Genomic DNA, 24,604 nt, shown 5'->3' with positions numbered 1-24,604 from the left:
CTGATAGTAAAAGTTGAGTCGAACGTTATTCTTGCCGCGCGGTGGATACGGATGCCGTGTCGGCCGCGCGCCGGCGCCACAATTGCCCGCCCAACACCGCGGCGAGCAGCACCAGACCGACCAGCGAAGCGGCCAGTTTGGGCGTGATCAGCAGCACCGCGGCGGCCAGCAGCAGCACGGATTCAAGCCTGGCATTGCGGGTGCGCAGGAAGCCGGCCACGCAACCGGCCAGGGCGTAGCAGCCGATGGCGGCGGTGACCGTGGCGGTGGCGATCTTGGTCCACTCGCCCTGCAGCAGCAGTGCCGGGCTGAAGGCGAAGGCGAACGCCACCAGGAAGCCGGCCAGGCTGTAGCGGAACGCGGCCCAGCCGGTTTTCCAGACGTCCGCCTTGGCGATGCCGCCGGCCACGAAGGCGGCCAGCGCCACCGGCGGCGTCACCATCGACAGGGCGGCGAAGTACAGCACGAAAAAATGAGAGGACAGCTGCGGCACGCCCAGTTTATCCAGCGCCGGAATGGCGAGAATGGCGCCCATGATGTACGCGGCGGTGGTGGGCATGCCCATGCCCATGACAATTACCATGATCATCACCAGCAGCAGGGCCGGGATCATCATGCCGCCGGACAGGGTGGTCACGAAGGTGCCGAAGGTCAGGCCCAGATTGGTACTGGAGGCGATGCCCACCACGATGCCGGCGCCGGCGCAGGGAATGGCCACGGCGATGGCGCTGCGCGCGCCGGAGTCCAGCGCCTGTACAGAGTCGCTGACCACCGAGCGGACGGCGCCGACCAGACCGGCGGGGCCGTGCTCGCGCACGCCGTCCCAGCAGCGGGTGAACAGTCCCAGGAACACGGTCAGCCAGACCGCTTCCAGGGTGGCGGAACTGAGCGCGCGGCCGGCCATGATCTGGTAAACCAGCACGCACACCGGAATCAGCAGATAGAGCCGCTTGAGCACGCTGCCCCAGTCCGTTTCCAGCTCCGCCTTGGTCAGGCCGCTGAGATTGTTGCGGCGGGCCAGCAGATCGACCACGAAGTACAGCGCCAGATAGAACAGTAGCGCCGGAATGATCGCCGCCAGCGCCACCTCGGCATAGGGAATGCCCATGAACTGGGCGATCAGGAAGGCGGCGGCGCCCATTACCGGCGGCATCAGTTGCCCGCCGGTGGAGGAGGTGGCCTCCACCGCGGCGGCCTGCTCGGCGCGCATCCCGGAGCGCTTCATGGCGGGAATGGTGAACATGCCCATCACCGCCGCGTTGGCGGTGGCGCTGCCGCTGACCGCGCCGAACAGGGTGGAGGAGACGATGGACACCTTGGCCATGCCGCCGCGCAGGCGGCCCACCAGCAGCATGGACAGATCCATGAACAGCTGACCGCCGCCAAACAGCTGCAGGAAAGCGCCGAACAGCAGGAAATAGAACACCTGGCCGTAGGAGACGATGCTGGGAATGCCGAACACGCCCTCGTTCTGCATGGTCTGCAGATCGATAAAGGTCTCGAAGAACATGCGGCTGGGCTGGCCGTCGTGGCCGATGATGCGCAGCAGCGGCACCTCGCGCAGCAGCGGGCCGCAGAACTGATAGACCAGGAACACCAGGATCACGGTGGTCAGGCCCATGCCCAGGGAACGGCGCACCGCCTCCACCACCAGGGCGATGGTGACCACGCCCACCACCAGGTCGGTGGTGGTGGGCAGGTCGACCATGGCGATGCGGGTGATCAGGGTTTCGCCGTTCAGGTAGTAATGCACGGCGATGGCGGCGGCCACCGCCACCAGCAGGTAGTCACTGGCGCGGCTGACGCCGAAGTGTCGCGGGCCGCCTTCCGGCGGCGCGATCAGCGGATGGGTGATGAAGGTGAGCATGACGCCGAACATCACGTGGATGGGCACCGCCACGATCAACTCCAGCGGCGAACCGTAGACCATCCAGATCTGGAACAGGGCCCACAGCAGCGCCACTAAGCTGGCCGGGTTGGCGTACTTCTTCATGCCTGGGCCTCCGCGCGCCGGGCGGCGCCGATCTCACCGAGCAGAGCGGATACCGCCACGCCCAGCAGCAGCGCCCAGAACGGCGAGCTGATGCCGAGCAGGGAGAACTTGCTCATCGCCACGGTCAGCGCCACGAAGGCGCCCACCTGGCAGGGGCCGTTCTTGCGGAAGGCTTGCTGGAAGGCACCGAGCAGCACGCCGATCATGGCGAGCCCGGCGATCACCATGATCAACGCATTGGGCAGGGCCAGGATAAACGGCACCGCCAGGCCGGCGAACAGGCCGAACAGCATGAACAGGATGCCGTTGACCAGGGAGGCGCCGTAGCGCAGGCGCGGGTCCTCGCCGGCCTGCTCGGAGGAGCAGATGGCGGTCATCGGCCCGGCGATGTTGGCGTTGTGGCCGCCCAGCAGGCCGGCGAGAATGCCGCCCACGCCGCTGGCGATGGTCATGCGGTTGACCGGCGGTTCATAGCCTTCAGCCATCAGCACGCCAATGGCCTGGGCGTTCTCGGCGCCAATCACCAGGGCGGTGAGCGGTACCGCGATGGCGAAGAACGCTTGCCAGGAAAACGCCGGCGCGGTGAAGCCGGGCATCACGAATTCCAGGCTCACCTCGGCGGGTTTCAGCTGGCCCAGCCACAGCGCCATCACCAGGCCCACCAGGCCGGCCACCAGCACCGGCGGCACCGAGCGCAGCAGCCGGCCGGTGAGGAAGAACGCCAGGGCGGCGATGCCCGCCACCCAGGGCGCCGACACCACCGAATCCACGGCGCCGGTGGCGAAGCGGAACAGGGCGCCGGCGATCATCGCCATGACGATGGGCACCGGCAGCCAGTGAGCGAGACGGCCGATCAGGCCGCTGGCGCCCAGCAGCAGCACCATCACGCCGCTGGCGATAAAGGCACCCACCGCCTCGTTGAAGGGGATCATCTGCAGCGACGCCGCCAGAATGGCGGCGCCGGGAATGGTGTAGGCCCCGGCGATGGGCAGCCGGTAGCGCAGGGAGAAGATCACGCTGATCAGCCCGCCGAGCACGTAGATGGCGAACAGCCAGGCCACCGTTTGGGCGTTGCTCAGGTTCCCCGCCTCGGCGGCGTTCATGACGATCACCGCCGGCCCGGTGCAACCGAACAGGGCGGCCACCACACCGGTACTGATGGTGCGGGTGTTGAGCGCGGCGCGCAGGGACGGTGCGCCGGACATTTCCTGGGACATGGTGCTGCCTCCGTTTTTGTTATAGGACGGGCAGGCCGGGGCCCGGGTCCCGGCGAGTTGTTACGCGCTATTCGCCTTTGAACACGGCCGGGCGTTTTTCGTGGAAGGCCTCGACGCCTTCCTTGAAGTCCGCGGAGCTGCGCAGGCGGCTGTAGCAATGGCCTTCCATTTCGATGGCCACCTTCAGCGGCGAGTCCTCGTTGTCGTTGATCAGCTTCTTGGCGGTGCGCTGGGCCAACGGCGAGAACCGGCGCAGTTCTTCCACCAGGGCATCGGTGGCGCTCTCCAGCTCGTCGTCCGGCACGCATTCGGTGACGAAGCCCCAGGCCTGGGCCTGTTCGCCGCTGACGCGCTTGGCGCGCATCACCATGTGCTTGGTGCGGGTGATGCCGATCATCTTCTGCAGCCGGGCGGAACCGCCGGAGCCGGGAATCTGGCCCAGGTTCTGTTCCGGCAGGGCGTAGCGGGCGGTGTCCGAGGCGATGCGGAAATCGCAGGCCAGCGACAGCTCGAAACCGACGCCGAAGGTGTAGCCACGGTTGGCGGCGATCACCGGCTTGCTGCAGCGCTCGGCGGCGGCCACGTTCCAGGCCAGTTTGGAGACATGCTCCGGCGAGGCTTCCAGGAAGCCGCGGATGTCGCCGCCGCTGGAGAAGTGCTGGCCCTCGGCGCGCACCACGATGACGCGCACGCCTGGGTGGGCGTCCAGCGCCTCGAACACCTGGCGCAGGTATTCCCGCTGACTCATGGCGATCACGTTGTAGGGCGGTCGGCCGAGGATGATGTCGCCGCGTTCCTGGTCGGTGCGCAGCTCCACCTTGAAGCCGTCGAAATCGGTGCTGAGAAATTGTTCAATGTCGGACACGTTCATTGTGTGCTTTCCTTTTTTGGATCAACCGGGTTCTGGATCAATCAGGGCTGCTCGGCGGGTTGCGGATCGCTGTAATCGGCCACCAGGACGCGGCGCAGGATCTTGCCCACCGGGGATTTGGGAATCTGGTCGATGAATTCGTAACGGCGCGGGCGCTTGAAGCGGGCCAGGCCGGAGGCCACGCAATGGGCGTCCAGGTCTTCCTCGCTGACCGCGTGGCGGGTCTTGATGAAGGCCGCCACCAGCTTGCCCCACTGTTCGTCGGGCAGGCCCACCACCGCCACTTCCTCCACCGCCGGGTGCAGGGACAGGGCGTTCTCGATCTCCGCCGGGCTCACGTTCTCGCCGCCGGTGATGATCAGGTCGTCCACGCGGCCGGTGACGAACAGGTCGCCGTCCTCGTCGAAGAAGCCGGTGTCGCCGGTGAAGTACCAGCCGTCGCGGATCGACTTGGCGTCCGCGTCCGGGCGCCGCCAGTAGCCCTCGAAGGCTTCGTCGCTGGCCAGGTCGGCGATGATCTGGCCTTCCTCGCCGGCGGGCACTTCCTCCGCCGGGGTGTCGGCGGTCAGGCGCACCACGCGGATGCGCTGGTTGAGCGCGCCCCGACCGGAGGAGCCGGGCTTGCGGCTGGCCGCCTGGTCGATGGTGAAGGTGTAGATCTCCGAGCTGCCGTAATGATTGACGAACAGCTCCGGCTGGAAGGCGTCCTCCACCCGCTGCATCAGGCCGTCGCTCATGGGCGCGCCGGCGAAGCCGATCTTGCGCACGCTGGCCACCCGCTCCGGGCTGAACGCCGGATGCTCGATGAGCATGTGATAGAGGGTCGGCACCAGATAGAGATTGCTGATGCGTTCGCGCTCGATGGCGTCCAGGGTGGCTTCCACGTCGAAGCGCGGGATGCACACGAAGTGGCCGTCCAGCAGCGCCATGGACAGCAGCGAGCGCACGCCCATGGTGTGGTAAAGCGGCATCACGCCCAGGGTGCATTCACCATGGCCGTACAGATTCTGCGCCACATGGGCCAGGGCGGCGGCGCGCTCGGCGCGGTGGCGGCGCGGCACGCCCTTGGGCCGGCTGGTGGTGCCGGAGGTGTAGAGCATCAGGGAGCCGTCGTCCGGGCCGGCGCGCAGAATCGTTTCCGTGGGCGCCTGGGCGCACAGGTCGTCGAAATCCAGGGCGTCCTCGAAGGGCTTGTCGCCGACGCTGACGCAGGGGATCGCCGGCTTGCCCATGGCCGCCACGGCGTCGCGCACCGCCTCGTCGTGGACCAGGGCGCGGGCCTCGGCGTTCTCCAGGCTCCATTGCAGATCGTCGGCGGTGCAGCGCCAGTTCAGCGGCGTCATCACGATGCCGGCGAACTGGCAGGCCCAGTGCAGGGTGGCCATCTGCCAGCGGTTCTGCATCGCCGCCACCAGGTGGTCGCCCTTGTTCAGGCCCAGTTCCTGAAGCCCGAGGGCGGCCCGCTGAATGGTTTCGAACCAGGCTTCGTAGCTGAGCCGCTGGGGGCCGTCACTGATCGCCGTCGCCCGGGGGCGGCGCTCCACCGCCGCCAGGAAGCTGCGTCCAAGATCAAACATCGTTGCGGTTCTCCAAGGCTTGTTGTTGTGATTCGCCCGCGCGGCGTTGACCGGCCACTTCCAGCACCGCGCGCACGATGCCGGTGTAGCCGGTGCAGCGGCACAGATGGCCGGACAGCATGTCGCGCACGCCGGCTTCATCGGGCTCGGGCACGCGTTCCAGGTATTCCACGCAGGACATCAGAATGCCGCTGGTGCAGAAGCCGCACTGCAGGGCGTGATGGCGGCTGAACGCCTGTTGCAGGTCGTTCATCACGTCGTCCCGGGCCAGGGACTCCACGGTGTCGACGCGGCGGCCGTCGGCCTGCACGGCGAGCATCAGGCAGGAGCGCGAGGCGACACCGTCCACCAGCACCGTGCAGGCGCCGCACACGCCGTGCTCGCAGCCTACGTGCACGCCGGTGGCGCCCAGGTCATGGCGCAGGAAATCGCACAGTTGGGTGCGCGGTTCGGCGCTGCCGTGGCGGGTTTCGCCGTTCAGTTCCAGTTCGATCTCACTGCGTCGTTCAGCGGGTGCGTGCATGGGAAGGCTCCTCGATCAGTCGCTGGCCCAGCTCGCGCACCAGCTGGCGTCGGTAGGCCGCGGAGGCATGAACGTCGTCCTGGGCGCCCAGCGACCAGGCCAGGGTGTTGAGGGCGTCGGGCAGTTCGTCGCCCAGCGGCAGGGTGCGCGCCACCGGCCGGTCGGCCACGCCGCCCACGCCCAGGTGGGCGCCGTCGGCGCGCAGGCACAGGGCCAGGGCCACCAGGGCGAAGTCGCCGTGGCGCATGGCGATTTCCTGGAAGTGGTAGTCGGTGCCGTCCTCCGCCAGGGGAAAACGCACCTCGCTGATCAGCTCCTTGGGCTGGCGGTCGGTGGTCAGCAGGCCCTGGAAGAAATCCGCCGCCGGCACTTCCCGGCGCTTGCCCTTGAGGGACTCCAGCACCACCGAGCCGCCCAGGGTCACCAAACACAGGGGGATTTCCGCGCTCGGGTCGGCGTGGGCCACGGAGCCGCACACGGTGCCCCGGTTGCGGGTCTGGAAGTGGCCGATCCAGGGCAGGGCCTTGGCCAGCAGCGGCACCTCCCGGATCAGCTCGGCGCGGTCGGTGAGCTGCACCTGCCGCACCGCCGCGCCCACCGCCAGGTGGCCGCTGTCGTTGCGGATGCGGTTGAGTTCCTCCACCCGGTTGATGTCGATCACCACCTTGGGCTGGGTGAGCCGCATATTGAGGGTGGCCATCAGCGACTGGCCGCCGGCCAGCACGCGGGCGTCCTCGCCGTGTTCGTGCAGCAGTTGCAGCACTTCGCGCTTGCTCTCGGCGCGGACATAGTCGAACGATGCCGCCTTCATGACGCGCCTCCTTTTCCGAACAGGCGCGCCAGCAGAGCGCGCAGACGTTGCCAGAGCCCGCCGGCGGGTTTGCCGGTGAGGCGCTGGGCGAGCCGGTTGAACACCTGGCCGATGATGATTTTCGAGGCGCTCTGCAGCATGCGCCCGCCCACGGCGGCGATCTTGCCGCCCACGTCCACCTCGTAGACGTAGTCCAGCCGGGTGTGGCCGTTGTCCAGTTCCACCAGGGTCACGTGGGCACTGCCGGAGGCGGAGCCCATGGCGCTGTCGCCGGAGCCGGACAGCCGCAGGGAGTGGGGCGGGTCCAGGTCGCTGAGTTGCACCCGGGCGGCGAAGCGCGCCTTGATCATGCCTACGCCCACGGTGACGTCGGCGCGGTACTGGTTGTCGCCTTCCAGTTCCAGGGCGTGGCAGCCCGGGATGATGGCGCGCAGGGTTTCCGGATCCAGCACCGTGTCGTAGACGGTTTGCGGCGACGCCGGCACTTCCACCGAATCCCGCGCCTGCAGCGCCGGGCCACCGGGTTTGGGCGCCGCCAGCGGCTCCAGGCCTTCCGGGGCTTGCGGCTCGTCGATGCCGATCAGCCCGCGCACCCGGGACGGGGTCAGCGGCAATTGAATGTCGTCCCGGCCCAGGGCGTCGGCCACCGCGTTGGCGATGCACACCGGCGTGCTCATGTTGTTGCCTTCGCCCACGCCCTTGGCGCCCAGGGGCGTGAACGGGGAGGGCGTTTCGGTGTGCAGGATCAGCGGTTCCACCGCCTCCGGGGCGGTGGGCAGCAGGTAATCCGCCAGGGTGCCGGACAGGAAGCTGCCATCGTCGCCGTAGGCGAACTCCTCCATCAGCGCCACGCCCAGGGCCTGGGTGAAGCCGCCACGGATCTGGCCATCCACTAGCATCGGGTTCAGCAGGCGGCCGGCGTCGTGGCAGGTCACGTAGCGGTCGATGTGGATCTCGCCGGTGATCCGGTCGATCTCCACGCCGCAGTAATCGAAGATGAAGCCGTGGCACAGGGAGCTGTTGATGTGGTCGTCGTCGTCCGGTGCCTCCAGTTGCGGCGGCGTCCAGAAAGCGGTTTCGCGCAGGCCGCCGGCTTCGCCGTCCGGCAGCAGGGCCGGGGACCAGTGGGCGGTGCCGGCGACCCGGTGGAAGCCCAGGCTGGGGCCGTCCTCGATGAACACCTTGCCGTCGGCGAAGCGGACCTGGCCGGCGTCCGCCTCCCACAGAGTCGCGGCGATGTTCGCCAGCCGCTCGCGGACCTTGAGCGCCGCCTTGTGCACGGCGCCGGCCACGGCCCCGGCGAAGCGGCTGGAATAGTTGCCGGAGGCGATCGACCAGGCGTCCTTGCCGGTGTCCAGCTCCACGTTGACCAGAATGTTGGCCGGGTCCACGCCCAGCACCTCGGCGACCACCTGGGCGGCCACTGTCTGGTGGCCCTGGCCCTGGGGCGTGGAGGACACGTGCACGGTGATGCCGCCCAGCGGATCGATGCCGATGGTGGCGGTGCTCACCGCGCCGTTCTTGGGGCCCGCCTTGGCCCGTTGTTCCGGGGTCAGGGCGGTGGTGATGTAGCCCATGTTGGAGATCGACGGCTCCACCACCGCGCACAGGCCCACGCCGTACAGTTTGCCCTCGGCCCGGGCCCGGTCGCGGCGTTGAATCAGCTCGTCGTAGCCGCCGTCGCGCAGCGCCAGGTCCACGGTGTCGGCGTATTTTCCGGAATCCAGCAGCGCCCCGGAGGCGGTGCGGTAGGGGAAGGCATCGGCGGGCACCAGGTTGCGGCGCATCACCTCCAGCGGGTCCAGGTTCAGCTGGCGCGCCACCTGATGCATCAACCGCTCCAGGGCGAAGTACATCTGGCCACCGCCGAAACCCCTGTTCAAGCCGCTGGGCATTTTGTTGGTGAGCACCACCCGGTTGCGCACCTTCAGGTTGCGGATGCCGTAGGCGCCGGTGAGGTTACCGTGCATGCGGTAAAAGGTGGCCGGCTCCGGGGCGCGCAGGTAGCCGCCGCAGTCGTCGATCTGGTCGTAGCGCAGGGCGGTGACGCGGCCGTCGGCGGTCACCGCCGCCTCCATGTCCGCCACCCGGTTGGTGGCGCTGGACGAGGCCTGCAGGTGCTCCAGCCGGTCCTCCACCCATTTCACCGGGGCGCCGGCCTTGCGCGCCGCCAGACCCATCAGCACCACATAGGTGAGCACGCCCTGCTTGATGCCGAAGCTGCCGCCGGAATCCGGCGGCGTGCGCAGCCGCAGGCGGCTGCCGGTCACGTTCAGGGCCCGGGCCATCACCGAATGCAGCGCGTAGGGGCCCTGGAAGTTGGACAGAATGTCGTAGCCGCCGGTGGCCGCGTGGTACTGGCCCAGCACCACGTAGCACTCGATGGGGGTACAGGAGTTGCGCGGGAAGCGCACCTTGATGGAGACCCGGTGGTCCGCCTCCTCGAAGGCCTTGTCCGGCTCGCCGTAATGGAAGTGGCGCTCGTTGACCACATTGGCGCCCACCGACTCGTGCAGGACAGGGGCGTCCTCGGCGGCGGCTTTTTCCGGATCGATCACCGGCTTGAGCGGCTCGTACTCCACCCGCACCGCGTCCAGGGCATCCTCCGCCCGGTAGCGGTCCTCGGCGATCACCACGCACACCGGCTCGCCCACGTAGCGGACCTTGTCCACCGCCATGCACCAGTGCTCCATGGGCGCGCCGCGCACCCCCACCGGGAACGGGTTGGCCCAGCGCTTGACGTCCTCGCCGGTGAGCACCGCGCGCACGCCTTTCATGGCGAGCGCCTCGGACGCGTCCACGGACAGCACCCGGGCATGGGCATGGGGGGAGCGCACGACGGCGGCGTGCAGGGTGCCCGGCGGCGTCGCCAGGTCATCCGCGTAACGGCCCAGGCCGCGCAGCAGGGCGGCGTCCTCGACCCGTGTCAGGGAGCGGCCAAGCGGGCCCGCGCCGGCCGGCCCCTCGGAAGCTGGATGATTCATTCAGGCTCTCTTGTTTTCTTATCCGAGAGCCTTAGTGTCGGCGCCGACGCGCCGCGATGCCTTGCCCGGGAAAATGGAAATCTGTCCCCGGGTTCGGGAATTTACCACTGAGTCTGATGCGAGCCGGGTCAAAGCCACCGGGTTGCTATTTGATCTGGATCAGGAAAGCGCCCGCCGGATCGGGCCAGACTGCCCGGTGAACGGGATTGGGACGAGCGTCTATGGACGTGTTGGCGCATGGGGGTGCCTGGAGGGCGCCGCCCCCCCTGACAGGAGAACGTCATGGTGATGCGGAAACGGGATCTGGAAGCGGAATCAGCCCGCCAGGATCAGGTCTTTCTCGGCTATGTGGTGTATTAGCCCCGTGGCAAGCGCTACCTCCTTCACCGGCGCCGAACGCTCACCGAGGAAGCCGGCGCTGACTGCTGCCACCCGGCCTGGGCCCATCGCTACCAGAGCCTGGGCGAAGCCATGGAGGACGCCATGGCCTGGCGGGAGCAGGCCGAGGTGTTGATCCTGGCCGACCAGGACGGCGAGTACCGCCTGCATCGGCCGTCGTCGCTCAGCCCCCGGCTCGGGTAAGATCCTGGAAACGCACGCCGGTGGCGCGCATCACCGCCGCCATGGTCCGCAATGTCGGATTACCCTTTGGAGAAAGCGCGCGATAGAGGCTTTCCCGGGACAGCCGTGCCCGCTCCGCCACCGTGGCCATGCCGCCGCGTGCCTCCACCACATGACGCAGCGCCAGCAGGAACGCCGGCTCGCCGCCGGGTTCATCCAGTTCATCCAGTGCCGTGCGCAGGTAATCCGTCGCCATGGCGGGATTCTCCCGCAACATGGCCACCACCGCCTCGTCGTGTTTTTTCATGGTCTTCGCTCCCGGTAGTCGGCCCATCGCTCCCGGGCCCGGGATATATTCTCGGCCTGACGGCGTTTGCCGCCGCCGGCCAGCAATATCACGAGCCGCTCATTCGCCCATCCGTAATGGATCCGGTATCCCGGGCCGTGGTGCAGCCGCGGTTCGTGCAGCCCCCGACCCAGCGCCTTGCTGTCACCGGCGTGGCCGAACGCCAGCCGGTTCAAGCGCGTCAGCACACGCAGCAGCGCTTGCGGGTCGCGGCGCTTGAAGCGGTTCAGCCACGCTTGAAAAGGATCGAATCCATCGACGGTAAGGTAGTGAGTCAGAACGATCATGGCACAAAAGTAGCTTTCATACTACATCCCTCTTTCGACATCCGTATGCCGATACCGTGCCATCAACCCGGCTGGGGCTCTGTCAGCCTGAGCGTAAAGATCCGTAGGAAAAGCCGTTCTGACCCGTTGATTCTTCTTCAGTCCAATATTGTTATAATATAACGTATCCATCCTGGCTCCGAGCCTGCCAAGGAGCACTGCTCTGGTCGGCCTCATTCATTGCAAGACAGGCCGCGAACGCCTTCAAAACCAGTTCCGAGGTTTCATGCTCACGCAACAGACCGAACAGGAGGATGCCTGGGCCCGGGCCGAGCGCCGGCGGGCCAACCTGCTGATCACCGGTGGCACCGTGCACACCCCCAACGGCGAGGAACGGCTGGACATTGCCTGTGCCGGAGGCCGCATCGTGGCCCTCGGTGACCTGGGCGGGTGGCACGCCGATACGCGCCTGGACGCCACCGGGCTGCAAGTGCTTCCCGGGGTCATGGACACCCAGGTGCACTTCCGGGAACCGGGCCTGCCCCATAAGGAAACCCTGGAGGCGGGCACCCGGGGCGCCGTGCTCGGCGGTGTCACCGCCGTCTTTGAAATGCCCAACACCAAGCCTTTGACCCTGTGGCGCGATGACCTTGAAGCCAAGCTGGATCGGGCCGAGGGGAGGGCCTGGTGTGATTACGCGTTCTACCTGGGCGGCGCGGCGGTCAACGCCGATAAGCTGGCCCGGTTGGAACGGCTGCCCGGTTGCGCCGGGGTGAAGGTGTTCATGGGCAGTTCCTTCGGGGATCTTCTGGTGGACGATGACACCGCTCTGCGCCGTATCCTGGCCGGCGGCCATCGGCGCATGGCGGTGCACGCCGAGGACGAAGCGCGGCTACGGGCGCGTCGGCCTCTGGTGGAACAGGGCGCTGACGTAACCCGGCACCCCCATTGGCGGGACGTGGACAGCGCCCTGATCGCCACCCGCCGGATCGTCGCCATGGCCGAAGAGACCGGGCGGCGCCTGCATGTCTTGCACGTTTCCACCGCCGAGGAAATGGCCTGGCTGGCCCGCCACAAGGAGCGGGTCAGCGTGGAAGTGACGCCCCACCATCTGACCCTGAGCGCGCCGGACTGCTACCAGCGGCTGGGCAGCCTGGCGCAGATGAACCCGCCGGTCCGGGAAAGCCGCCACCGGGACGCGCTTTGGCAAGCTGTCCGGGACGGTGTGGTGGATGTGATCGGCAGTGACCACGCACCGCACACCCTGGACGAAAAAGCCCGGTCCTATCCGGATTCCCCCAGCGGCATGACCGGCGTGCAGACCCTGCTGCCGATCATGCTCGACCATGTGCACCAGGGACGCCTGACCCTGCGGCGCCTGGTGGACCTGACCAGCGCCGGCCCGGCCCGGGTGTTCGGCATCCAGGGCAAGGGACGTATCGCGGTGGGCTACGACGCCGATTTCTCCATCGTCGACACCGCCGCCCGCCGCACCCTCGACAACGGTTGGATCGCCAGCGTCGCCGGCTGGACGCCGTACCACGGCGAAACGGTCACCGGCTGGCCGATCCACACCGTGGTACGGGGCCGGATCGTGGTCCGTGATGAAGTTCTGGCCCCGGCATCGCCCTCCGGGCAACCGGTGGCTTTTCTGGAAACGCCCTGAGAGCCCTATGAGACCCCTCACCGAATCGCAAATCCGACGCATGGCAAAACGTTCTTACATGAACGAGCGCCAGCGGGCCTTCTTCCACCAGCGTTTGCTCACGCTTCAGCGGGACACCCTGGCCACCATGGAGGAACTGCAAGCCTGCCTGCGCGCCACCGTGCGCGAACCGGACGAAGCCGACCAGGCCGCCCAGGAAGAGGAGCAGCGCCTGGTGCTGCGCGCCCTCGATCGGGACAGCCAGCTGCTCGAAAAGATCGACGCCGCCCTGCGCCGGCTGGCCACCGGCGACTATGGTTACTGCCTGGAAACCGGCGAGCCGATCGGCGTCGAACGGCTGCTCGCCCGGCCCACGGCGGAATACGCCATCGACGCCAAGACCCGCCGCGAAACCGTGGAAAAACACTATCGGAGTGGCTGACCGTCCGCCTGCGCTGTGTGCCTGAATCAGCTTTCGTGCTCGTGTAGCCAGGGGGCATGACTCAAGCCGACCAGCACTCCCTCGGGACTGATGAACCTTGCCACCGTTTGTCCCCAGGGTTCCGTTCTCGCTTCGTGAATGAAGTCATGGCCCTCGGCTTTCATCTCCTCAACCGCGGCTTCTACCGCCGCGACGTCGGCCAACTCGAACTCAATGGTAGCTGTTGGTTCCGGCACATGGGCTGGCCACTCATCCTGTCCGAAGCAAGACCGCGCGGCCATCCTCAAGGGCCACACACCGAAATGATGGGCGCCAGGGAACTCGTCCATGAAGCAATAATCATCCTGCTTTTCAAGCGGCAGGCCGAGCGTCTTCTGATACAGGGACGCGCTTGCTTCTGGCTTCTTCGTTATCGTGGCAAACCCGGCGATGTGTTTGATGTCCATTGAGAATCCCTTGTTCGTGATAGAACGCCAATCCAGGGGGCCAGGAGGCGTTAAAGTCCCGGCCCCGAATCAATCCGTCGAAAATTAGCAGCATGAACTGCCGGCGGCCAGTGGCCAGCGAACACGATGAGTTCCTGAAAACAGGTTGACTGAGACGTACGGAGAAAGGCGGGCTGACTCCGGGGGGGGGGAAGATGGTGCCGCAAAGAGGAGTCGAACCTCCGACCTACTGATTACGAATCAGTTGCTCTACCAACTGAGCTATTGCGGCATGTTCCGGGCGTGCGTCCGGGCATGAGCCTGGAAGAGGGCCGCTAGTTTATCAGGAACCGGTGCGCTGACAAGAGCCCCGGGCGGTTAACGCGCCGCCGGGGCCGGGGCGCGCTCAGGCCTGCTCGATCCCCGCCAGCTTGCGGGCGTGCCATTTCTTGTGCTCCACGTCCATGCCGCGCAGGATCTGGATGCGCTGGGCCTGGGGGCTGCCGGCGCCGTGCATGGACTCGGTAAGGTAGCCCACCGCGTTGCGGCCCAGGGTCATGTTCTCGATCAGGCGCAGGATGCGCATGCGGTCCTCGGTGGGGATGTCGTCGCGGCCCTTGAGGAAGCGGCGGATGATGGCGCCGGCTTCTTCGTTTTCCAGGTCCTTTTCGCTGGGCATGGTGGCGACGATGCCGCCGGCCAGGTCCTGGGCGAGGCGGGCGATTTCGTAGGGGAAGCGGGTGACGTTGTGCTTGCAGACGTTGGCGAGCATGCCGTCGTTCATGTAGATGCCGCTGTCCAGCGGCTTCGCTTCGTGGGAGCTGGCGATGCCGGAGGAGAAGATGGTTTCGTTGAGGTGGACCATTTCCACCAGCTTGTCCTTGATGTGGCTGACCTTGTCGACGCCGTTGTAGTCGGCGATGGTGGCGGCGGCGCCGACCATGACGTCGCCGAGCCCGGTTTTGCAGACGTAGCTGGCGCGGTGGTAGGCGGTGAAGCGGGCCACCATCTCCTGGGCGAATTCGTGCTCGCCGTCCATGAACAGATGCTCGTGGGGGATGAAGACGTCGTCGAAGTACACCCACACTTCCTGGCCGCCGTATTGGGCATTGCCCTGGTCCATGTCGCCGCCTTCCATGGAGCGGGTGTCGCTGGCCTGGCGGCCATATATGTAGGTGATGCCTTCCGCGTCGCCGGGGATCATGCCCACCACGGCGTAGTCGCGGTCGTCCTCGCCCAGGTTCATGGTGGGCATCACGCAGATCCAGTGCTGGTTCCAGCCGCCGGTCATGTGCGCCTTGACGCCGCGCACGAAGACGCCGTCCTCGTTGCGGTCGGTGATGTGCAGGAACATGTCCGGGTCGGCCTGCTCGGCGGGGCGCTTGCTACGGTCGCCCTTGGGGTCGGTCATGCCGGCGGCGATCAGCACGTTGCGGCGCTGGGCTTCCTTGAGGAACTCCAGGTAGCGGCGGTGATAGCCGGTGCCGTGTTTGGCGTCGATGTCCCAGGTGATGGAATGCAACACGCTGAGGGTGTCCAGGCCGGTGCAGCGCTGAAAGCAGGTGCCGGTGATCTGGCCGAGCCGCCGCTGCATGCGGTTTTTCATCACCAGGTCGTGGGGGCCGGTGGGCATGTGCAGGAAGCGGTTCACCGGGGCGTCGATCAGCGGTGAGTGCGCGGTGGCCAGCTCCGGGTCCTCGATGGCCAGGTCGTAGGTGGCGCGCAGGGCGTTGATGCTGGGCCGGATCATGGGGTGGTCGGCGGGCTCGTCGATGAGCTCGCCGAACAGGAACAGGCGCGTGCCGCGGCCCTTGAGGCTGGCGATGTAGTCCTCGCCGGTTCGAATCACCGGCAGTCGTTCCCAGCGGGCCTGGGCGGAGTCGTGGCGGCGGGATGCCGGCGGCGAAACGGCGTTCATCTCGGTTCTCCCTGAGAGGTGTTTTGAACCGATGGTAAACACTGTGTTCCGCCGGGCAATGACCGGATCGCGCCTTTGTACCCGGCGGTCAAACCGCCGGCTTTCCAGGGTCGGTCAGTCCGGTTGGAAGACCAGGGAGGCGGAGTTCAGGCAGTAGCGCTGGCCGGTGGGCGGCGGGCCGTCCGGGAACACATGGCCCAGGTGGCCGTCGCAGCGGGCGCAGCGGATTTCGGTGCGCACCATACCGTGGCTGGCGTCCTGGAGTTCGCGGACATGGTCCGGGTCGGCGGGGCGGAAAAAGCTGGGCCAGCCGGTGCCGGATTCGAACTTGTCGTCGGAGCGGAACAGGGGCAGGTGGCACAGCTTGCAGGCGTAGGTGCCGGCTTCCTTGTTGTCCAGCAGACCGCCGCAGAACGGCGGCTCGGTGCCCTGGTTGAGCAGGATGCGGCGCTCCTCGGTGGTCAGGTTGGCGGCGCGCTGTTGTTTTTCGGCGTCGGTGAGCGGCGTCAGGTCGTGGCCGCTGGCGGACGTAGTCATGCAATGGCCTCTCAGTCTTTCAGCATATCCGGGAAGGCGGCGTGCAGCTTGTCGAGCTTGGGTTTCGCCACGTGCTGGATGTAGGGCTGGCGGGGGTTACGCCGCGCGAAGTCCTGATGGTAGTCCTCCGCCGGAAAGAACACGTGACCGCTTTCCAGGGTGGTGACGATGGGCGCGGTGAAGGCGCCGGCGCTTTCCAGTTGCTTGATGTAGGCGCGGGCCACCCGTTCCTGGTCGTCGTCCACCGGGAAAATGGCGGAGCGGTACTGCGGGCCCCGGTCGTTGCCCTGGCGATCCTTCTGGGTGGGGTCATGGGCCACCGAGAAGAACAGCTTGAGCAGCTCGCCGAAGCGCACCTTGCGCGGGCCGTAGCGCACTTCCACGGCTTCGGCGTGGCCGGTGTGGCCGCCGCAGACGGCTTCATAGGTGGCGCTGTCGGCGTCGCCGCCGATGTAGCCGGAAACCACGCTGTCCACGCCGTCCAGGGCGTCGTACACCGCTTCCACGCACCAGAAGCAGCCGCCGGCCAGCACGGCGCGGCCGGCGTCGCGGTCCGCCGGCAGGTCGTCGGCGGGGTCGGGGAAACGGTCCGGGTGCAGAGCCAGGGATGTTCCGGGGATCACGGCGCTCATGGCAATCTCCTTGCTGCGATTAACGGGCAGGTGGGGACGACCGCCCCCGGAGTCAAGTCACAGGGTACCGTTCTGGCGCAGCACGTCGCGCAGGGCGCGGCACTGGCTCTTGGCGATGGCGGCCTGGTCATTGGCTTCATGGGTGCGGGCCTCGCCGTGCCAGAGCGGCTTGCCCTCGCCGTCGGTCAGATAGGCGGGGAAGCGCTGCTCCGGGTCGCCGGGCCGGTCCCGCTCGATGCGCTCGCCGTCCAGGCCCAGCCGCCAGGTGGGTTGCACCTCGGTGTTCTGGTCGAGCGGGTTCAGGTCCCGGTCGGCGGGCAGATTGGGGGCGGACATCAGCAGCCGGGTCAGGTCCACCAGCAGCACCCGGTCCACGCCGTGGCCGGCGGCCCAGTCGGTGAGGGCGTCGCGGTCGCGCCACAGGGGCGTTTCCTGGTGGGCCAGGTATACGTTGAGGCCGGCGCGGTTGAAGATTGGCCGGCAGATCAGCTCCCAGGTTTCGCGCACGTCGCCTTCCGGGCTCTGGGCGGCCAGCAGAATCGCCCCGGCGTCCGCCGGCGGCGTGTCGGTGACGGTGCGCGTGGTGATTTCCGTGGTGCTGGCGCAGCCGGCCAGCAGAAGCGTGAGCAACAGGGCCCTCATGGCACTACCTCCTGTATTCGAGGGCGTAGTGTAGCAGGGCCCGGCGGCGGAAAAACCGATCCGTGTCAGGGAAATGCCGGCGAGGTGAGCGACGGTGCCCGGTCGCCGGCGAGCACCTCCAGCTCCAGGCTGCCCGGCGCCGCCGGCGGCGGCCGGTACCAGCGCACTTCGTAGAGGGCGCCCTGGTCGTCCTGGTCGATCAGGCGCAGGGCCAGATCGCCGCCCTGGTCGTCGGCCACCAGGGTGCGATCGTCGTTGCCGCGCACACGCAACAGGGGAGCGCTCAGGTCCAGGGCGCCGGGCGGCTCGCCCTGGAAGCGCCAGGCCCAGTACGCCTCCTTCTCGCCCTCGGCGGCGTGGTAGCGGGCGCCCTGGCGCCACTGGCGGGCCCAGGTGCGGTCCGCGTCGGTCCGGGGCCAGTAACGGTGGCGCAGCAGGCTGAAGCGGCTTTCCGCCGGCAGGTCGTCCACCTCGCCGCGCCGCCCCAGGTCGCCGGCGAGCCCGGCGCTTTGCGCCGCCAGGAAGTCCACGGTATGCGGGCCGTACAGGGTGTGCCCGCCTTCGTAATACTGGGCGCCGTATTCCTCCGGCGTCACCGCGTAGCCCAGGAAGCCGTTGGCCAGGCTGGAAATTTCCACCCGCCAGGGGCGCCCGGCGGGCAGGCTGTCGAGCACGGCGCCGCGAATGCGGTTGCCGCTTTCCAGGGTCACCTCCCAGGGCAGGGGCACCACCACCAGATCGTTGACGCGCATGACCTGGAACAGGGCCCGGTGGGGAAAGGCCTCCGGCGAGAGCAGCAGCTGCCCCTTGGAGAGCATCCATTGTTTGACGCCCTGGCAGCCGTCGGTGAACCAGCGGCGTGGCCAGCCTTCCTGCAAATAGGGCAGGTAGGACACCGGGAACACCTCGTCGCCGTTGGCGGCGCCGGCGGTGGCGGCGCCCACCACGGCGCGTTCGCACAGGCCGTGCCGTTGCGCCTCGGGGAGATCCAGCAGGTCGAGCTGGCGGCTGGCGGCGGCGGTCACCAGGCGCGGCGCCAGCTCGCCTTCCAGGGACTGGAACAGGTCCGCCGCCTGGGCCCCCAGGGCGGTGCCGATGCGCCGCGCTTCCCGATCGCCACGGTGGTCCGGGTGCCAGGCCGGGTTGTTGTCCGCGTGGGTGGCCTGTACCGCGCCGTGCACGAAGGGCCAGGGCAGCGGCCGCTCCAGGGCGGCGCCGGGGCCCCGGGCCAGCCAGTGCCAGACGTCGGCGTGGTAGGGCCCGGTGAAGGCGGGGATGGCGGTGCCGTGGATGGAGAACAGGGTCAGGGCGCCGGCCGGGTAGAAGCGGCCGTCGTCGGCCTGCAGGTCCAGGCGCAGCATGGTCATGCGCGGGTTCACGGCGCGTTTGGCCAGGTTGCCGTCGACGCGGGCCGGGTCGATTCCGTGGTTGCGCGCCCAGGCCTGGGGCGAGCGGTTGCGGGTCAGTCCCCAGACGTCCCGCTCGCCCACCGCCAGCCGGGCCGGGCGGCGGTCCCGGTAGGCCCGGCTTACCGCCTCGGCGATGCGGTTGGCGAGGAAATCGAACAAGGCCGGGTCGAAGCCGGGCCGGTTGCCGCCAAACACATTATAGAAGTCGCTGCCCAGATACTGGGCCGGGCCGGAGTGGGTGTGGGTGACCAGCAGGCTGAGGCCATGGGCGGGTACGTCGGTGGTGGCGGCGATGCGCTGGGCCACGGCGTAGTGCAGCGGCAGGGAGCCGGCGCCCAGGTCCAGTTGCACCAGGGCCAGGGGCGTGCCGCCGGGGCCGTGTAAATAGAAGGCGCGGGCCTTGAGCCGGGTACGGAAGCCGTCGCCGTCGGCGGCCCAGGCGGAGTAACCGAACTTGGGCAGGCCGATGGCCGGGGTGATGTCCACCTCCGCCACGCCCGCCACCGCCTGGTTGAGCGGTTCCGGCGGGCGCGGGTCGGGCACCTGGAAGGTCAGGGTTTCGCGGGGGTAGGTGAGAAACGGCCAGGCGGTGTGGAGCAGGGCGGCGCCGGCCACCAGCAAAACGGCCACCAGCGGCCACCACAACCAGCGGCGCCGGAATCGTCGTCGGGAAGGCATGAAATCCGGGGTCCTTTTATTCTTGTACTGTCGTACTAATTTTCTCACATGAAACCTTAAATCGCGGCCCCCCGCCAGGGGCGAATACAGATGGGATACAAAACGATACCGCTTGTACAAGTTGTGCAAAAGCGTGGAGAAGTTCTCAACACTATTCCAACCCGACGTCACCGGAAGCCTGTTTTTTTTAAGCCCCCCGGCTATTCCAATGATTGCACTGTAATCCGTTGATACCCGAGGGGGGTAACCCATGAATGCAAGCTTGAAATTCTCTTCGCTTGTAATGGCCGTCGGGTTGGCGTTTCAGCCGGCCCTGGCGGACGAGCAGTACGAGGAGACTTTGAACACCCGACAATACATCGGGGGGTTCGGCTCTTACCTCGATTTGGATGACGAGCGCGGCTTCGATGACAGCGGAGCCGGCTACAGCGTGTTCTACGGCCGCCAGCTGTCCGACCACTGGTGGTGGGAAACGGAAGGCGGGTTCTATGAGATGGACCCGAACCTGCCCAACACCCAGGACTTCTATCAATATCACCTGACCACCGGCCTGTCCTACGCCTTTGGCGACCGCACCGGCTTCACGCCGTACTTCGTGGTGGCCGCCGGCATCATCGACCAGGAGGTGCTGCCCGACGAGGACGAGGAAAACAGCTTCACCGCCAACGCCGGTCTCGGCGCGGTGACCGGCCCGATCTTCGACAATGGCCTGAAGCTGCGCGGCGAAGCCCGCTACGTCTACGACGATTTCGACGGTTCCGGCGCCGCCCGCGGCAACGGTGCCTTTGGTGATGTGCGTCTGTCCCTGGGCGTGGAGTTCCCGCTTGGTTACACCAAGGTGATCACCAAGGAAAAAGTGGTGGTCGAGACCCGCGAGGTGCAGGCCCCGTCCAAGCCGATGATCGATTCCGACGGCGACGGCGTACCGGATGACCGCGATCAGTGCCCGAACACCCTGGAAGGCGGTCAGGTGGACGCCAAGGGCTGCCTGATCGTCAACCAGACGGTGACCCTCAGCAACATCAACTTTGAGTTCGATTCCGCCCGTCTCACCACCTCCTCGGAATCGACCCTGGACCGCATCGCCGAGTCCCTCAAGGCACAAACCGATTTCCGCGTGGAAGTGGCCGGCCACACCGACAGCGTCGGCAACGCGGACTACAACGAAGAGCTTTCCCGTCAACGCGCCGAGTCCGTGCGCCAGTACCTGCTGGACCGTGGCGTCGCCGCCGACCGCGTGAGCGCCCGTGGCTACGGTGAGCTGGATCCCATCGCCAGCAACGAAACCGAGTCTGGCCGGGCCATGAACCGCCGCGTTGAATTCCGGGTAACCGAGAAGTAAGGAGAACGACGATGATGAGTATGAAGAACGTATTGATGTTGGTCCTGCTCGCCGTTCTCGGCGCCGGGATCTACGGCTGCGAGGCAAGCAGCAGCGACGGCGGCGGTGGCGATCCCACCCCCAACAACCCCAACCCGAACGCGCCGGATGACCAGGACAACGACGGCATTCCGGACGATGAGGACAACTGCCCGGCGTTCGCCAACAACGATCAGGCGGACCAGGACAACGATGGCATCGGTGATGCCTGCGACGACGACATCGATGACGACGGCGTCGACAACGACAGTGACAATTGTCCGCGCGTATCCAACCCGGATCAGACCGACACCGACGGTGACGGCATCGGCGATGCCTGCGACAACAACACCGACCAGGACGGCGACGGCATCGAGGACAACAAGGACAACTGTCCGATGGTGGCCAACCCGGACCAGTCCGACATCGATAATGACGGCGTGGGCGATGTCTGCGACAACGACCGCGACGGCGACGGCGTGCAGAACGAGAACGACAACTGCCCCTACGTGGCCAATGCCGACCAGGCCGACACCGACCAGGACGGCGTCGGCGACGTCTGTGAAACCGATACCGACGGCGACGGCGTACCGGACGAGGACGACAACTGCCTGTTCATCCCCAACCCGGATCAGGCTGACCTGGACGGCGACAACGTGGGCGACATCTGCGACAACGACGATGACGGCGACGGCACCAACGACCAGAACGATGAGTGCCCGACCGTGCCCGGCCCGCCGGAAAACGACGGCTGCCCGGTGGATGACGACACCGACACCGATGGCGACGGCGTACCGGACGATCTCGATAACTGCCCGAACACCGCCAACGCCGACCAGGCGGACGCGGACGGCGACGGCATCGGCGACGTGTGCGACGACGATGGCTTCACCTGCAACGCCACCAGCACCTTCCAGCCGCTGCTGAGCCCGGACTACGAAGCCAGCGGTAACTCCCTGGCGGTGTCCATCGCCACCGTGGAGAACCCGGAAAACATGATCGACGGCATCGATTCCAGCTACGCCGAGATCAGTGTTTCCCTGGCCCTGATCTACGGCGGCGCCGAGATTCGCGCCACCGCCGTGGACCCGGCCAACGACTTCACCGGCATCAACCGCATTGGCTTCGTGATCTCCGATCCGGCCTCCGCGCTGCTCAACCTGAGCCTGCTGGGCGACTTCCTGACCGTGCGCTTCTTCAACGACGGCACCGAAGTGGACAGCGCCGTGGTCGGCGGCCAGGGCCTGGATCTGGAACTGCTGGGCCTGGGCATCAACAGCGACGAGCGTTTCCTGGTTACCGAGGTGGACACTAACGAGCTGACCTTCGACGAAGTACAGCTGGACTACGCCGGTTTCCTGAACGCCAACGATACCCTGCGCATTCACCGCGTCTGCACGGGCAATATCGCACCCTGACACAATAACGATCAGGCAATCCCTCAAGGGGCGCTTCGGCGCCCCTTTTTTTTGCTTCCGAGCCGCGCTATCGGCCAACGTTTTTCATGGGGGTTCGCCGTCGGTCAGTCTTTTCGGTTAGATTGAGAGCCAGGAGGGATCGACGTTATGACACAACACCGCGTGCTGGCCGGTCTGCTGGCTGGCCTGACGCTGCTGCTGGCGGCCTGCGGGGCGCCATCCAAAGAGTACATCGAGACCGGCGATCTGGACGCCCTGCGCGAGCGCGGCGAGCTGCGTCTGGTGGCGCCGCGCTTCGACGAGGAGCAGGCCCTGGTGCGCGAGGGCGTGCCCCTGCAGGAATTCCGCGAGCAGGCCGAGGCGGCCGCCCTGGCCCTGGGCCTGGAGCCGCGCTGGGTGTACGCCGACGGCACCGGCGACCTGGACGACATGATCAACGACGGCCGTGCCGACATGATCGTCAGCAACTACTCGGTCACCGAGGACCGCCGCGAGCGGGTGGCGTTCTGCACGCCGGTGGCGGTGATCGATGAATACCTGGTGCTGCCCAAGGACCGCGAGGGCGACCGCCTGGCGGACCTGGGCGAGATCACCGTGGCGGTGCCGGAAGACACCGCCTACGCGGAAACCGCCGCTGAACTGGCGGAGCGCCACGACACCGTGACCGTGGAAACCCTGCCTTCCGGGACCTCGGACAGTGGGCTGCTGGACGCGGTGGCGGAGGGCGGCTATGACGCCGCCATCGTCGACGGCAACATGCTCGACAGCCTGCTGATGGACTACGACGGCCTGCGCAAGGGCCCGGTGGTCACCGAACGCCGCCGCATCGCCTGGGCGGTGCGCCCGGACAATCCGGTGCTGCGCGCCGCCATCAATGAATTCATCATCAGCCACCATGTGAGCGCCTCGGTGCAGACCCGGGCGCAACGGGACTGGGCGGCGATCAAGGAAGAGGGCGTGTTGCGGGTGATCACGTCCAATAACCCGGCCAGCTACTTCCTGTGGCGCGGCGAGCTGATGGGCTTCGACTACGACCTCACCCGGCACTTCGCCAAGCAGCACGGCCTGCGCGTGCGCATGGTGGTGCGCGACAGCGCCTCGGCCATGTTCCAGGCGCTCCAGGAAGGCGCCGGCGACGTGATCGCCGCCTCCATGACCGCCACCGAGGAGCGCCGTCAGGCCGGCTGGCGGTTCAGCAAGCGCTACCTGGAGGTGCACGAGCAGATCATCGGCCGCGCCGACGAAGAGCCGTTCGAATCGGTCCAGGCCCTGGCCGGGCGCACCGTGGCGGTGGCCCCGGACAGCGCCTTCGTGGACACCCTGCGAGCGCTGCGCGAGGAGGGCATTGCCGTGGAGACCCGGCTGGTGCCGGACGCCACCTCGGAAATGCTGATCCAGCGGGTGGCCGACGGCGACGCCGACCTGACCCTGGTGGACAGCCATCTGGCCGCCCTGGAAAGCACCTACCGGGAAGACATCCAGCCGCTGTGGACCCTGGAAGGCACCCGCGAGATCGCCTGGGGGCTGCGCGAGAACCAGCCGCGATTGAAGAAGCAACTGGACGCCTACATCAGCCGCAACTACAAGGGGCTGTTCTACAACGTCACCTTCAATCGCTACTTCAAGGAACCCAAGACCATCCGCATCCACGAGCAGTATCGGGTGGAAGCGGGCAAGGAGATCTCGCCCTACGACGACCTGGTCAAGGAATACGCCCTGGAGTACGGTTTCGACTGGCGGCTGGTGGTGTCGCAAATGTACCAGGAAAGCCAGTTCGATCCGGACGCCCGCTCCTTCGCCGGCGCCCAGGGGCTGATGCAGGTGATGCCGCGCACCGCCCGCCAGTTCGGCTTCACCGACGTGCACGATCCGGAGCAGGGCATCGCCGCCGGCATGGCCTATCTGGAGTGGCTGGAGGACCGGTTTCCCCGGCGCCTGGAGCTGGCGCAGAAACTGTACTTCGGGCTCGCCGCCTACAACGCCGGCGCCGGCCACGTGGAAGACGCCCGGCGGCTGGCGCAGCGGCTGGGCAAGGACCCGGATCTCTGGTTCGACAACGTGGAAACCGCCATGCTGCTGTTGTCGCGGCCGCAATACGCCCGCCAGGCGCGCTTCGGCTATGTGCGCGGCTCGGAACCGGTGAAATACGTGCGCGAAATCCGCAATCGCTATCTCGGCTACGTGGAGTTCACCGAGGAGAACAACATCTCCGCCGAACCGGATTGACGACTTCGCGGGATCGCGACTGAAGCGGAACGCCGCCCGGTCGCTCCTTGTGTCTCTCCGCAGGGGAGATGATTAGCTATCATCCCCCTTTCAGCCTGGTGGCAACCCGAGTCGCTCCTGAGG

Annotated in this window: 20 protein-coding genes and 1 tRNA gene; 5 read left to right on the top strand and 16 right to left on the bottom strand. The window is 67.2% G+C overall.

Features of this window, described 5'->3' with window-relative positions:
- Positions 1-25: 25 nt before the first annotated feature.
- From HMJ39_RS00105 to HMJ39_RS00065, 9 genes are all read right to left on the bottom strand, one after another.
- Positions 26-1,993, bottom strand: a complete 1,968-nt coding sequence (locus HMJ39_RS00105; protein ID WP_194295811.1) for a TRAP transporter permease — start codon at positions 1,991-1,993, stop codon at positions 26-28.
- Positions 1,990-3,210 (bottom strand): benzoate/H(+) symporter BenE family transporter, encoded by a 1,221-nt coding sequence (locus tag HMJ39_RS00100; protein ID WP_194295810.1) that lies wholly within the window; start codon positions 3,208-3,210, stop codon positions 1,990-1,992. The genes HMJ39_RS00105 and HMJ39_RS00100 overlap by 4 nt, the downstream gene beginning before the upstream one ends.
- A gap of 67 nt (positions 3,211-3,277) precedes the next feature.
- The gene (locus tag HMJ39_RS00095; protein ID WP_194295809.1) at positions 3,278-4,081 is read right to left on the bottom strand and encodes an enoyl-CoA hydratase/isomerase family protein; all 804 of its coding nucleotides are present in this window, start codon (positions 4,079-4,081) and stop codon (positions 3,278-3,280) included.
- A gap of 41 nt (positions 4,082-4,122) precedes the next feature.
- Entirely contained in the window at positions 4,123-5,658 is a 1,536-nt protein-coding gene (locus HMJ39_RS00090; protein ID WP_194295808.1) for an AMP-binding protein, read from the bottom strand.
- On the bottom strand, positions 5,651-6,181 hold the full coding sequence (locus HMJ39_RS00085) for a (2Fe-2S)-binding protein (protein ID WP_194295807.1): 531 nt from the start codon (positions 6,179-6,181) through the stop codon (positions 5,651-5,653). Before HMJ39_RS00085 ends, HMJ39_RS00090 begins: the two co-directional genes overlap by 8 nt.
- Positions 6,165-6,992: an FAD binding domain-containing protein gene (locus HMJ39_RS00080; protein WP_194295806.1), complete on the bottom strand. Its 828-nt coding sequence runs from the start codon at positions 6,990-6,992 to the stop codon at positions 6,165-6,167. The genes HMJ39_RS00085 and HMJ39_RS00080 overlap by 17 nt, the downstream gene beginning before the upstream one ends.
- Positions 6,989-9,976, bottom strand: coding sequence for a xanthine dehydrogenase family protein molybdopterin-binding subunit (locus HMJ39_RS00075; RefSeq protein ID WP_194295805.1), 2,988 nt, complete (start codon positions 9,974-9,976; stop codon positions 6,989-6,991). The genes HMJ39_RS00080 and HMJ39_RS00075 overlap by 4 nt, the downstream gene beginning before the upstream one ends.
- 562 nt (positions 9,977-10,538) lie before the next feature.
- On the bottom strand, positions 10,539-10,844 hold the full coding sequence (locus HMJ39_RS00070) for an addiction module antidote protein (protein WP_194295804.1): 306 nt from the start codon (positions 10,842-10,844) through the stop codon (positions 10,539-10,541).
- Positions 10,841-11,170 (bottom strand): type II toxin-antitoxin system RelE/ParE family toxin, encoded by a 330-nt coding sequence (locus HMJ39_RS00065; RefSeq protein ID WP_194295803.1) that lies wholly within the window; start codon positions 11,168-11,170, stop codon positions 10,841-10,843. Before HMJ39_RS00065 ends, HMJ39_RS00070 begins: the two co-directional genes overlap by 4 nt.
- A gap of 265 nt (positions 11,171-11,435) precedes the next feature.
- On the opposite strand from HMJ39_RS00065, the gene HMJ39_RS00060 reads away from it, so the two are divergent.
- Both HMJ39_RS00060 and HMJ39_RS00055 read left to right on the top strand, forming a co-directional pair.
- Positions 11,436-12,815, top strand: a complete 1,380-nt coding sequence (locus tag HMJ39_RS00060) for a dihydroorotase (protein ID WP_194295802.1) — start codon at positions 11,436-11,438, stop codon at positions 12,813-12,815.
- A gap of 40 nt (positions 12,816-12,855) precedes the next feature.
- Positions 12,856-13,236, top strand: a complete 381-nt coding sequence (locus HMJ39_RS00055; protein WP_228462061.1) for a TraR/DksA C4-type zinc finger protein — start codon at positions 12,856-12,858, stop codon at positions 13,234-13,236.
- A gap of 26 nt (positions 13,237-13,262) precedes the next feature.
- Here HMJ39_RS00055 and HMJ39_RS00050 read toward each other — a convergent pair whose 3' ends face one another.
- The 7 genes from HMJ39_RS00050 to HMJ39_RS00020 form a co-directional block, all read right to left on the bottom strand.
- Positions 13,263-13,682 carry a VOC family protein gene (locus HMJ39_RS00050; RefSeq protein WP_161385178.1) on the bottom strand — a complete coding sequence of 140 codons (420 nt, stop codon included), beginning with the start codon at positions 13,680-13,682 and terminating at the stop codon, positions 13,263-13,265.
- Between the two features lie 195 nt (positions 13,683-13,877).
- Positions 13,878-13,953 (bottom strand) — tRNA-Thr (locus tag HMJ39_RS00045).
- 114 nt (positions 13,954-14,067) lie between these two features.
- A complete protein-coding gene (locus tag HMJ39_RS00040) occupies positions 14,068-15,579 on the bottom strand; it encodes a 4-hydroxyphenylacetate 3-hydroxylase family protein (RefSeq protein ID WP_194295800.1) in 1,512 nt (503 codons plus the stop codon).
- Between the two features lie 114 nt (positions 15,580-15,693).
- Positions 15,694-16,116 (bottom strand): peptide-methionine (R)-S-oxide reductase MsrB, encoded by a 423-nt coding sequence (gene msrB, locus HMJ39_RS00035; protein WP_194295799.1) that lies wholly within the window; start codon positions 16,114-16,116, stop codon positions 15,694-15,696.
- A gap of 11 nt (positions 16,117-16,127) precedes the next feature.
- On the bottom strand, positions 16,128-16,748 hold the full coding sequence (gene msrA, locus HMJ39_RS00030) for a peptide-methionine (S)-S-oxide reductase MsrA (protein ID WP_194295798.1): 621 nt from the start codon (positions 16,746-16,748) through the stop codon (positions 16,128-16,130).
- A 57-nt stretch (positions 16,749-16,805) separates the two neighbouring features.
- Positions 16,806-17,390 carry a hypothetical protein gene (locus tag HMJ39_RS00025; RefSeq protein WP_194295797.1) on the bottom strand — a complete coding sequence of 195 codons (585 nt, stop codon included), beginning with the start codon at positions 17,388-17,390 and terminating at the stop codon, positions 16,806-16,808.
- Positions 17,391-17,455: 65 nt separating this feature from the next.
- Positions 17,456-19,477 (bottom strand): neutral/alkaline non-lysosomal ceramidase N-terminal domain-containing protein, encoded by a 2,022-nt coding sequence (locus HMJ39_RS00020; protein WP_194295796.1) that lies wholly within the window; start codon positions 19,475-19,477, stop codon positions 17,456-17,458.
- Between the two features lie 250 nt (positions 19,478-19,727).
- Between HMJ39_RS00020 and HMJ39_RS00015 the strand changes: the two genes are divergently transcribed.
- The 3 genes from HMJ39_RS00015 to HMJ39_RS00005 all read left to right on the top strand — a co-directional run bounded on the left by HMJ39_RS00015 (position 19,728) and on the right by HMJ39_RS00005 (position 24,481).
- Positions 19,728-20,819, top strand: a complete 1,092-nt coding sequence (locus tag HMJ39_RS00015; protein WP_228462060.1) for an OmpA family protein — start codon at positions 19,728-19,730, stop codon at positions 20,817-20,819.
- A 14-nt stretch (positions 20,820-20,833) separates the two neighbouring features.
- Positions 20,834-22,255, top strand: a complete 1,422-nt coding sequence (locus HMJ39_RS00010) for a thrombospondin type 3 repeat-containing protein (RefSeq protein ID WP_228462059.1) — start codon at positions 20,834-20,836, stop codon at positions 22,253-22,255.
- Between the two features lie 147 nt (positions 22,256-22,402).
- On the top strand, positions 22,403-24,481 hold the full coding sequence (locus HMJ39_RS00005) for a transporter substrate-binding domain-containing protein (protein WP_194295795.1): 2,079 nt from the start codon (positions 22,403-22,405) through the stop codon (positions 24,479-24,481).
- Positions 24,482-24,604: the final 123 nt, after the last annotated feature.

It is taken from the genome of Alloalcanivorax profundimaris (genome assembly GCF_015265435.1).
Taxonomy (GTDB): domain Bacteria; phylum Pseudomonadota; class Gammaproteobacteria; order Pseudomonadales; family Alcanivoracaceae; genus Alloalcanivorax; species Alloalcanivorax profundimaris.
Note: the sequence above shows the minus strand (reverse complement) of the source record. Positions and strands in the feature narration are given on the sequence as shown.

Coding starts and splice junctions, on each gene's coding strand:
- HMJ39_RS00105 (WP_194295811.1), bottom strand. CDS start 1,993: ATGAAGAAGTACGCCAACCCGGCCAGCTTAGTGGCGCTGCTGTGGGCC.
- HMJ39_RS00100 (WP_194295810.1), bottom strand. CDS start 3,210: ATGTCCCAGGAAATGTCCGGCGCACCGTCCCTGCGCGCCGCGCTCAAC.
- HMJ39_RS00095 (WP_194295809.1), bottom strand. CDS start 4,081: ATGAACGTGTCCGACATTGAACAATTTCTCAGCACCGATTTCGACGGC.
- HMJ39_RS00090 (WP_194295808.1), bottom strand. CDS start 5,658: ATGTTTGATCTTGGACGCAGCTTCCTGGCGGCGGTGGAGCGCCGCCCC.
- HMJ39_RS00085 (WP_194295807.1), bottom strand. CDS start 6,181: ATGCACGCACCCGCTGAACGACGCAGTGAGATCGAACTGGAACTGAAC.
- HMJ39_RS00080 (WP_194295806.1), bottom strand. CDS start 6,992: ATGAAGGCGGCATCGTTCGACTATGTCCGCGCCGAGAGCAAGCGCGAA.
- HMJ39_RS00075 (WP_194295805.1), bottom strand. CDS start 9,976: ATGAATCATCCAGCTTCCGAGGGGCCGGCCGGCGCGGGCCCGCTTGGC.
- HMJ39_RS00070 (WP_194295804.1), bottom strand. CDS start 10,844: ATGAAAAAACACGACGAGGCGGTGGTGGCCATGTTGCGGGAGAATCCC.
- HMJ39_RS00065 (WP_194295803.1), bottom strand. CDS start 11,170: ATGATCGTTCTGACTCACTACCTTACCGTCGATGGATTCGATCCTTTT.
- HMJ39_RS00060 (WP_194295802.1), top strand. CDS start 11,436: ATGCTCACGCAACAGACCGAACAGGAGGATGCCTGGGCCCGGGCCGAG.
- HMJ39_RS00055 (WP_228462061.1), top strand. CDS start 12,856: ATGGCAAAACGTTCTTACATGAACGAGCGCCAGCGGGCCTTCTTCCAC.
- HMJ39_RS00050 (WP_161385178.1), bottom strand. CDS start 13,682: ATGGACATCAAACACATCGCCGGGTTTGCCACGATAACGAAGAAGCCA.
- HMJ39_RS00040 (WP_194295800.1), bottom strand. CDS start 15,579: ATGAACGCCGTTTCGCCGCCGGCATCCCGCCGCCACGACTCCGCCCAG.
- msrB (WP_194295799.1), bottom strand. CDS start 16,116: ATGACTACGTCCGCCAGCGGCCACGACCTGACGCCGCTCACCGACGCC.
- msrA (WP_194295798.1), bottom strand. CDS start 16,748: ATGAGCGCCGTGATCCCCGGAACATCCCTGGCTCTGCACCCGGACCGT.
- HMJ39_RS00025 (WP_194295797.1), bottom strand. CDS start 17,390: ATGAGGGCCCTGTTGCTCACGCTTCTGCTGGCCGGCTGCGCCAGCACC.
- HMJ39_RS00020 (WP_194295796.1), bottom strand. CDS start 19,477: ATGCCTTCCCGACGACGATTCCGGCGCCGCTGGTTGTGGTGGCCGCTG.
- HMJ39_RS00015 (WP_228462060.1), top strand. CDS start 19,728: ATGAATGCAAGCTTGAAATTCTCTTCGCTTGTAATGGCCGTCGGGTTG.
- HMJ39_RS00010 (WP_228462059.1), top strand. CDS start 20,834: ATGAGTATGAAGAACGTATTGATGTTGGTCCTGCTCGCCGTTCTCGGC.
- HMJ39_RS00005 (WP_194295795.1), top strand. CDS start 22,403: ATGACACAACACCGCGTGCTGGCCGGTCTGCTGGCTGGCCTGACGCTG.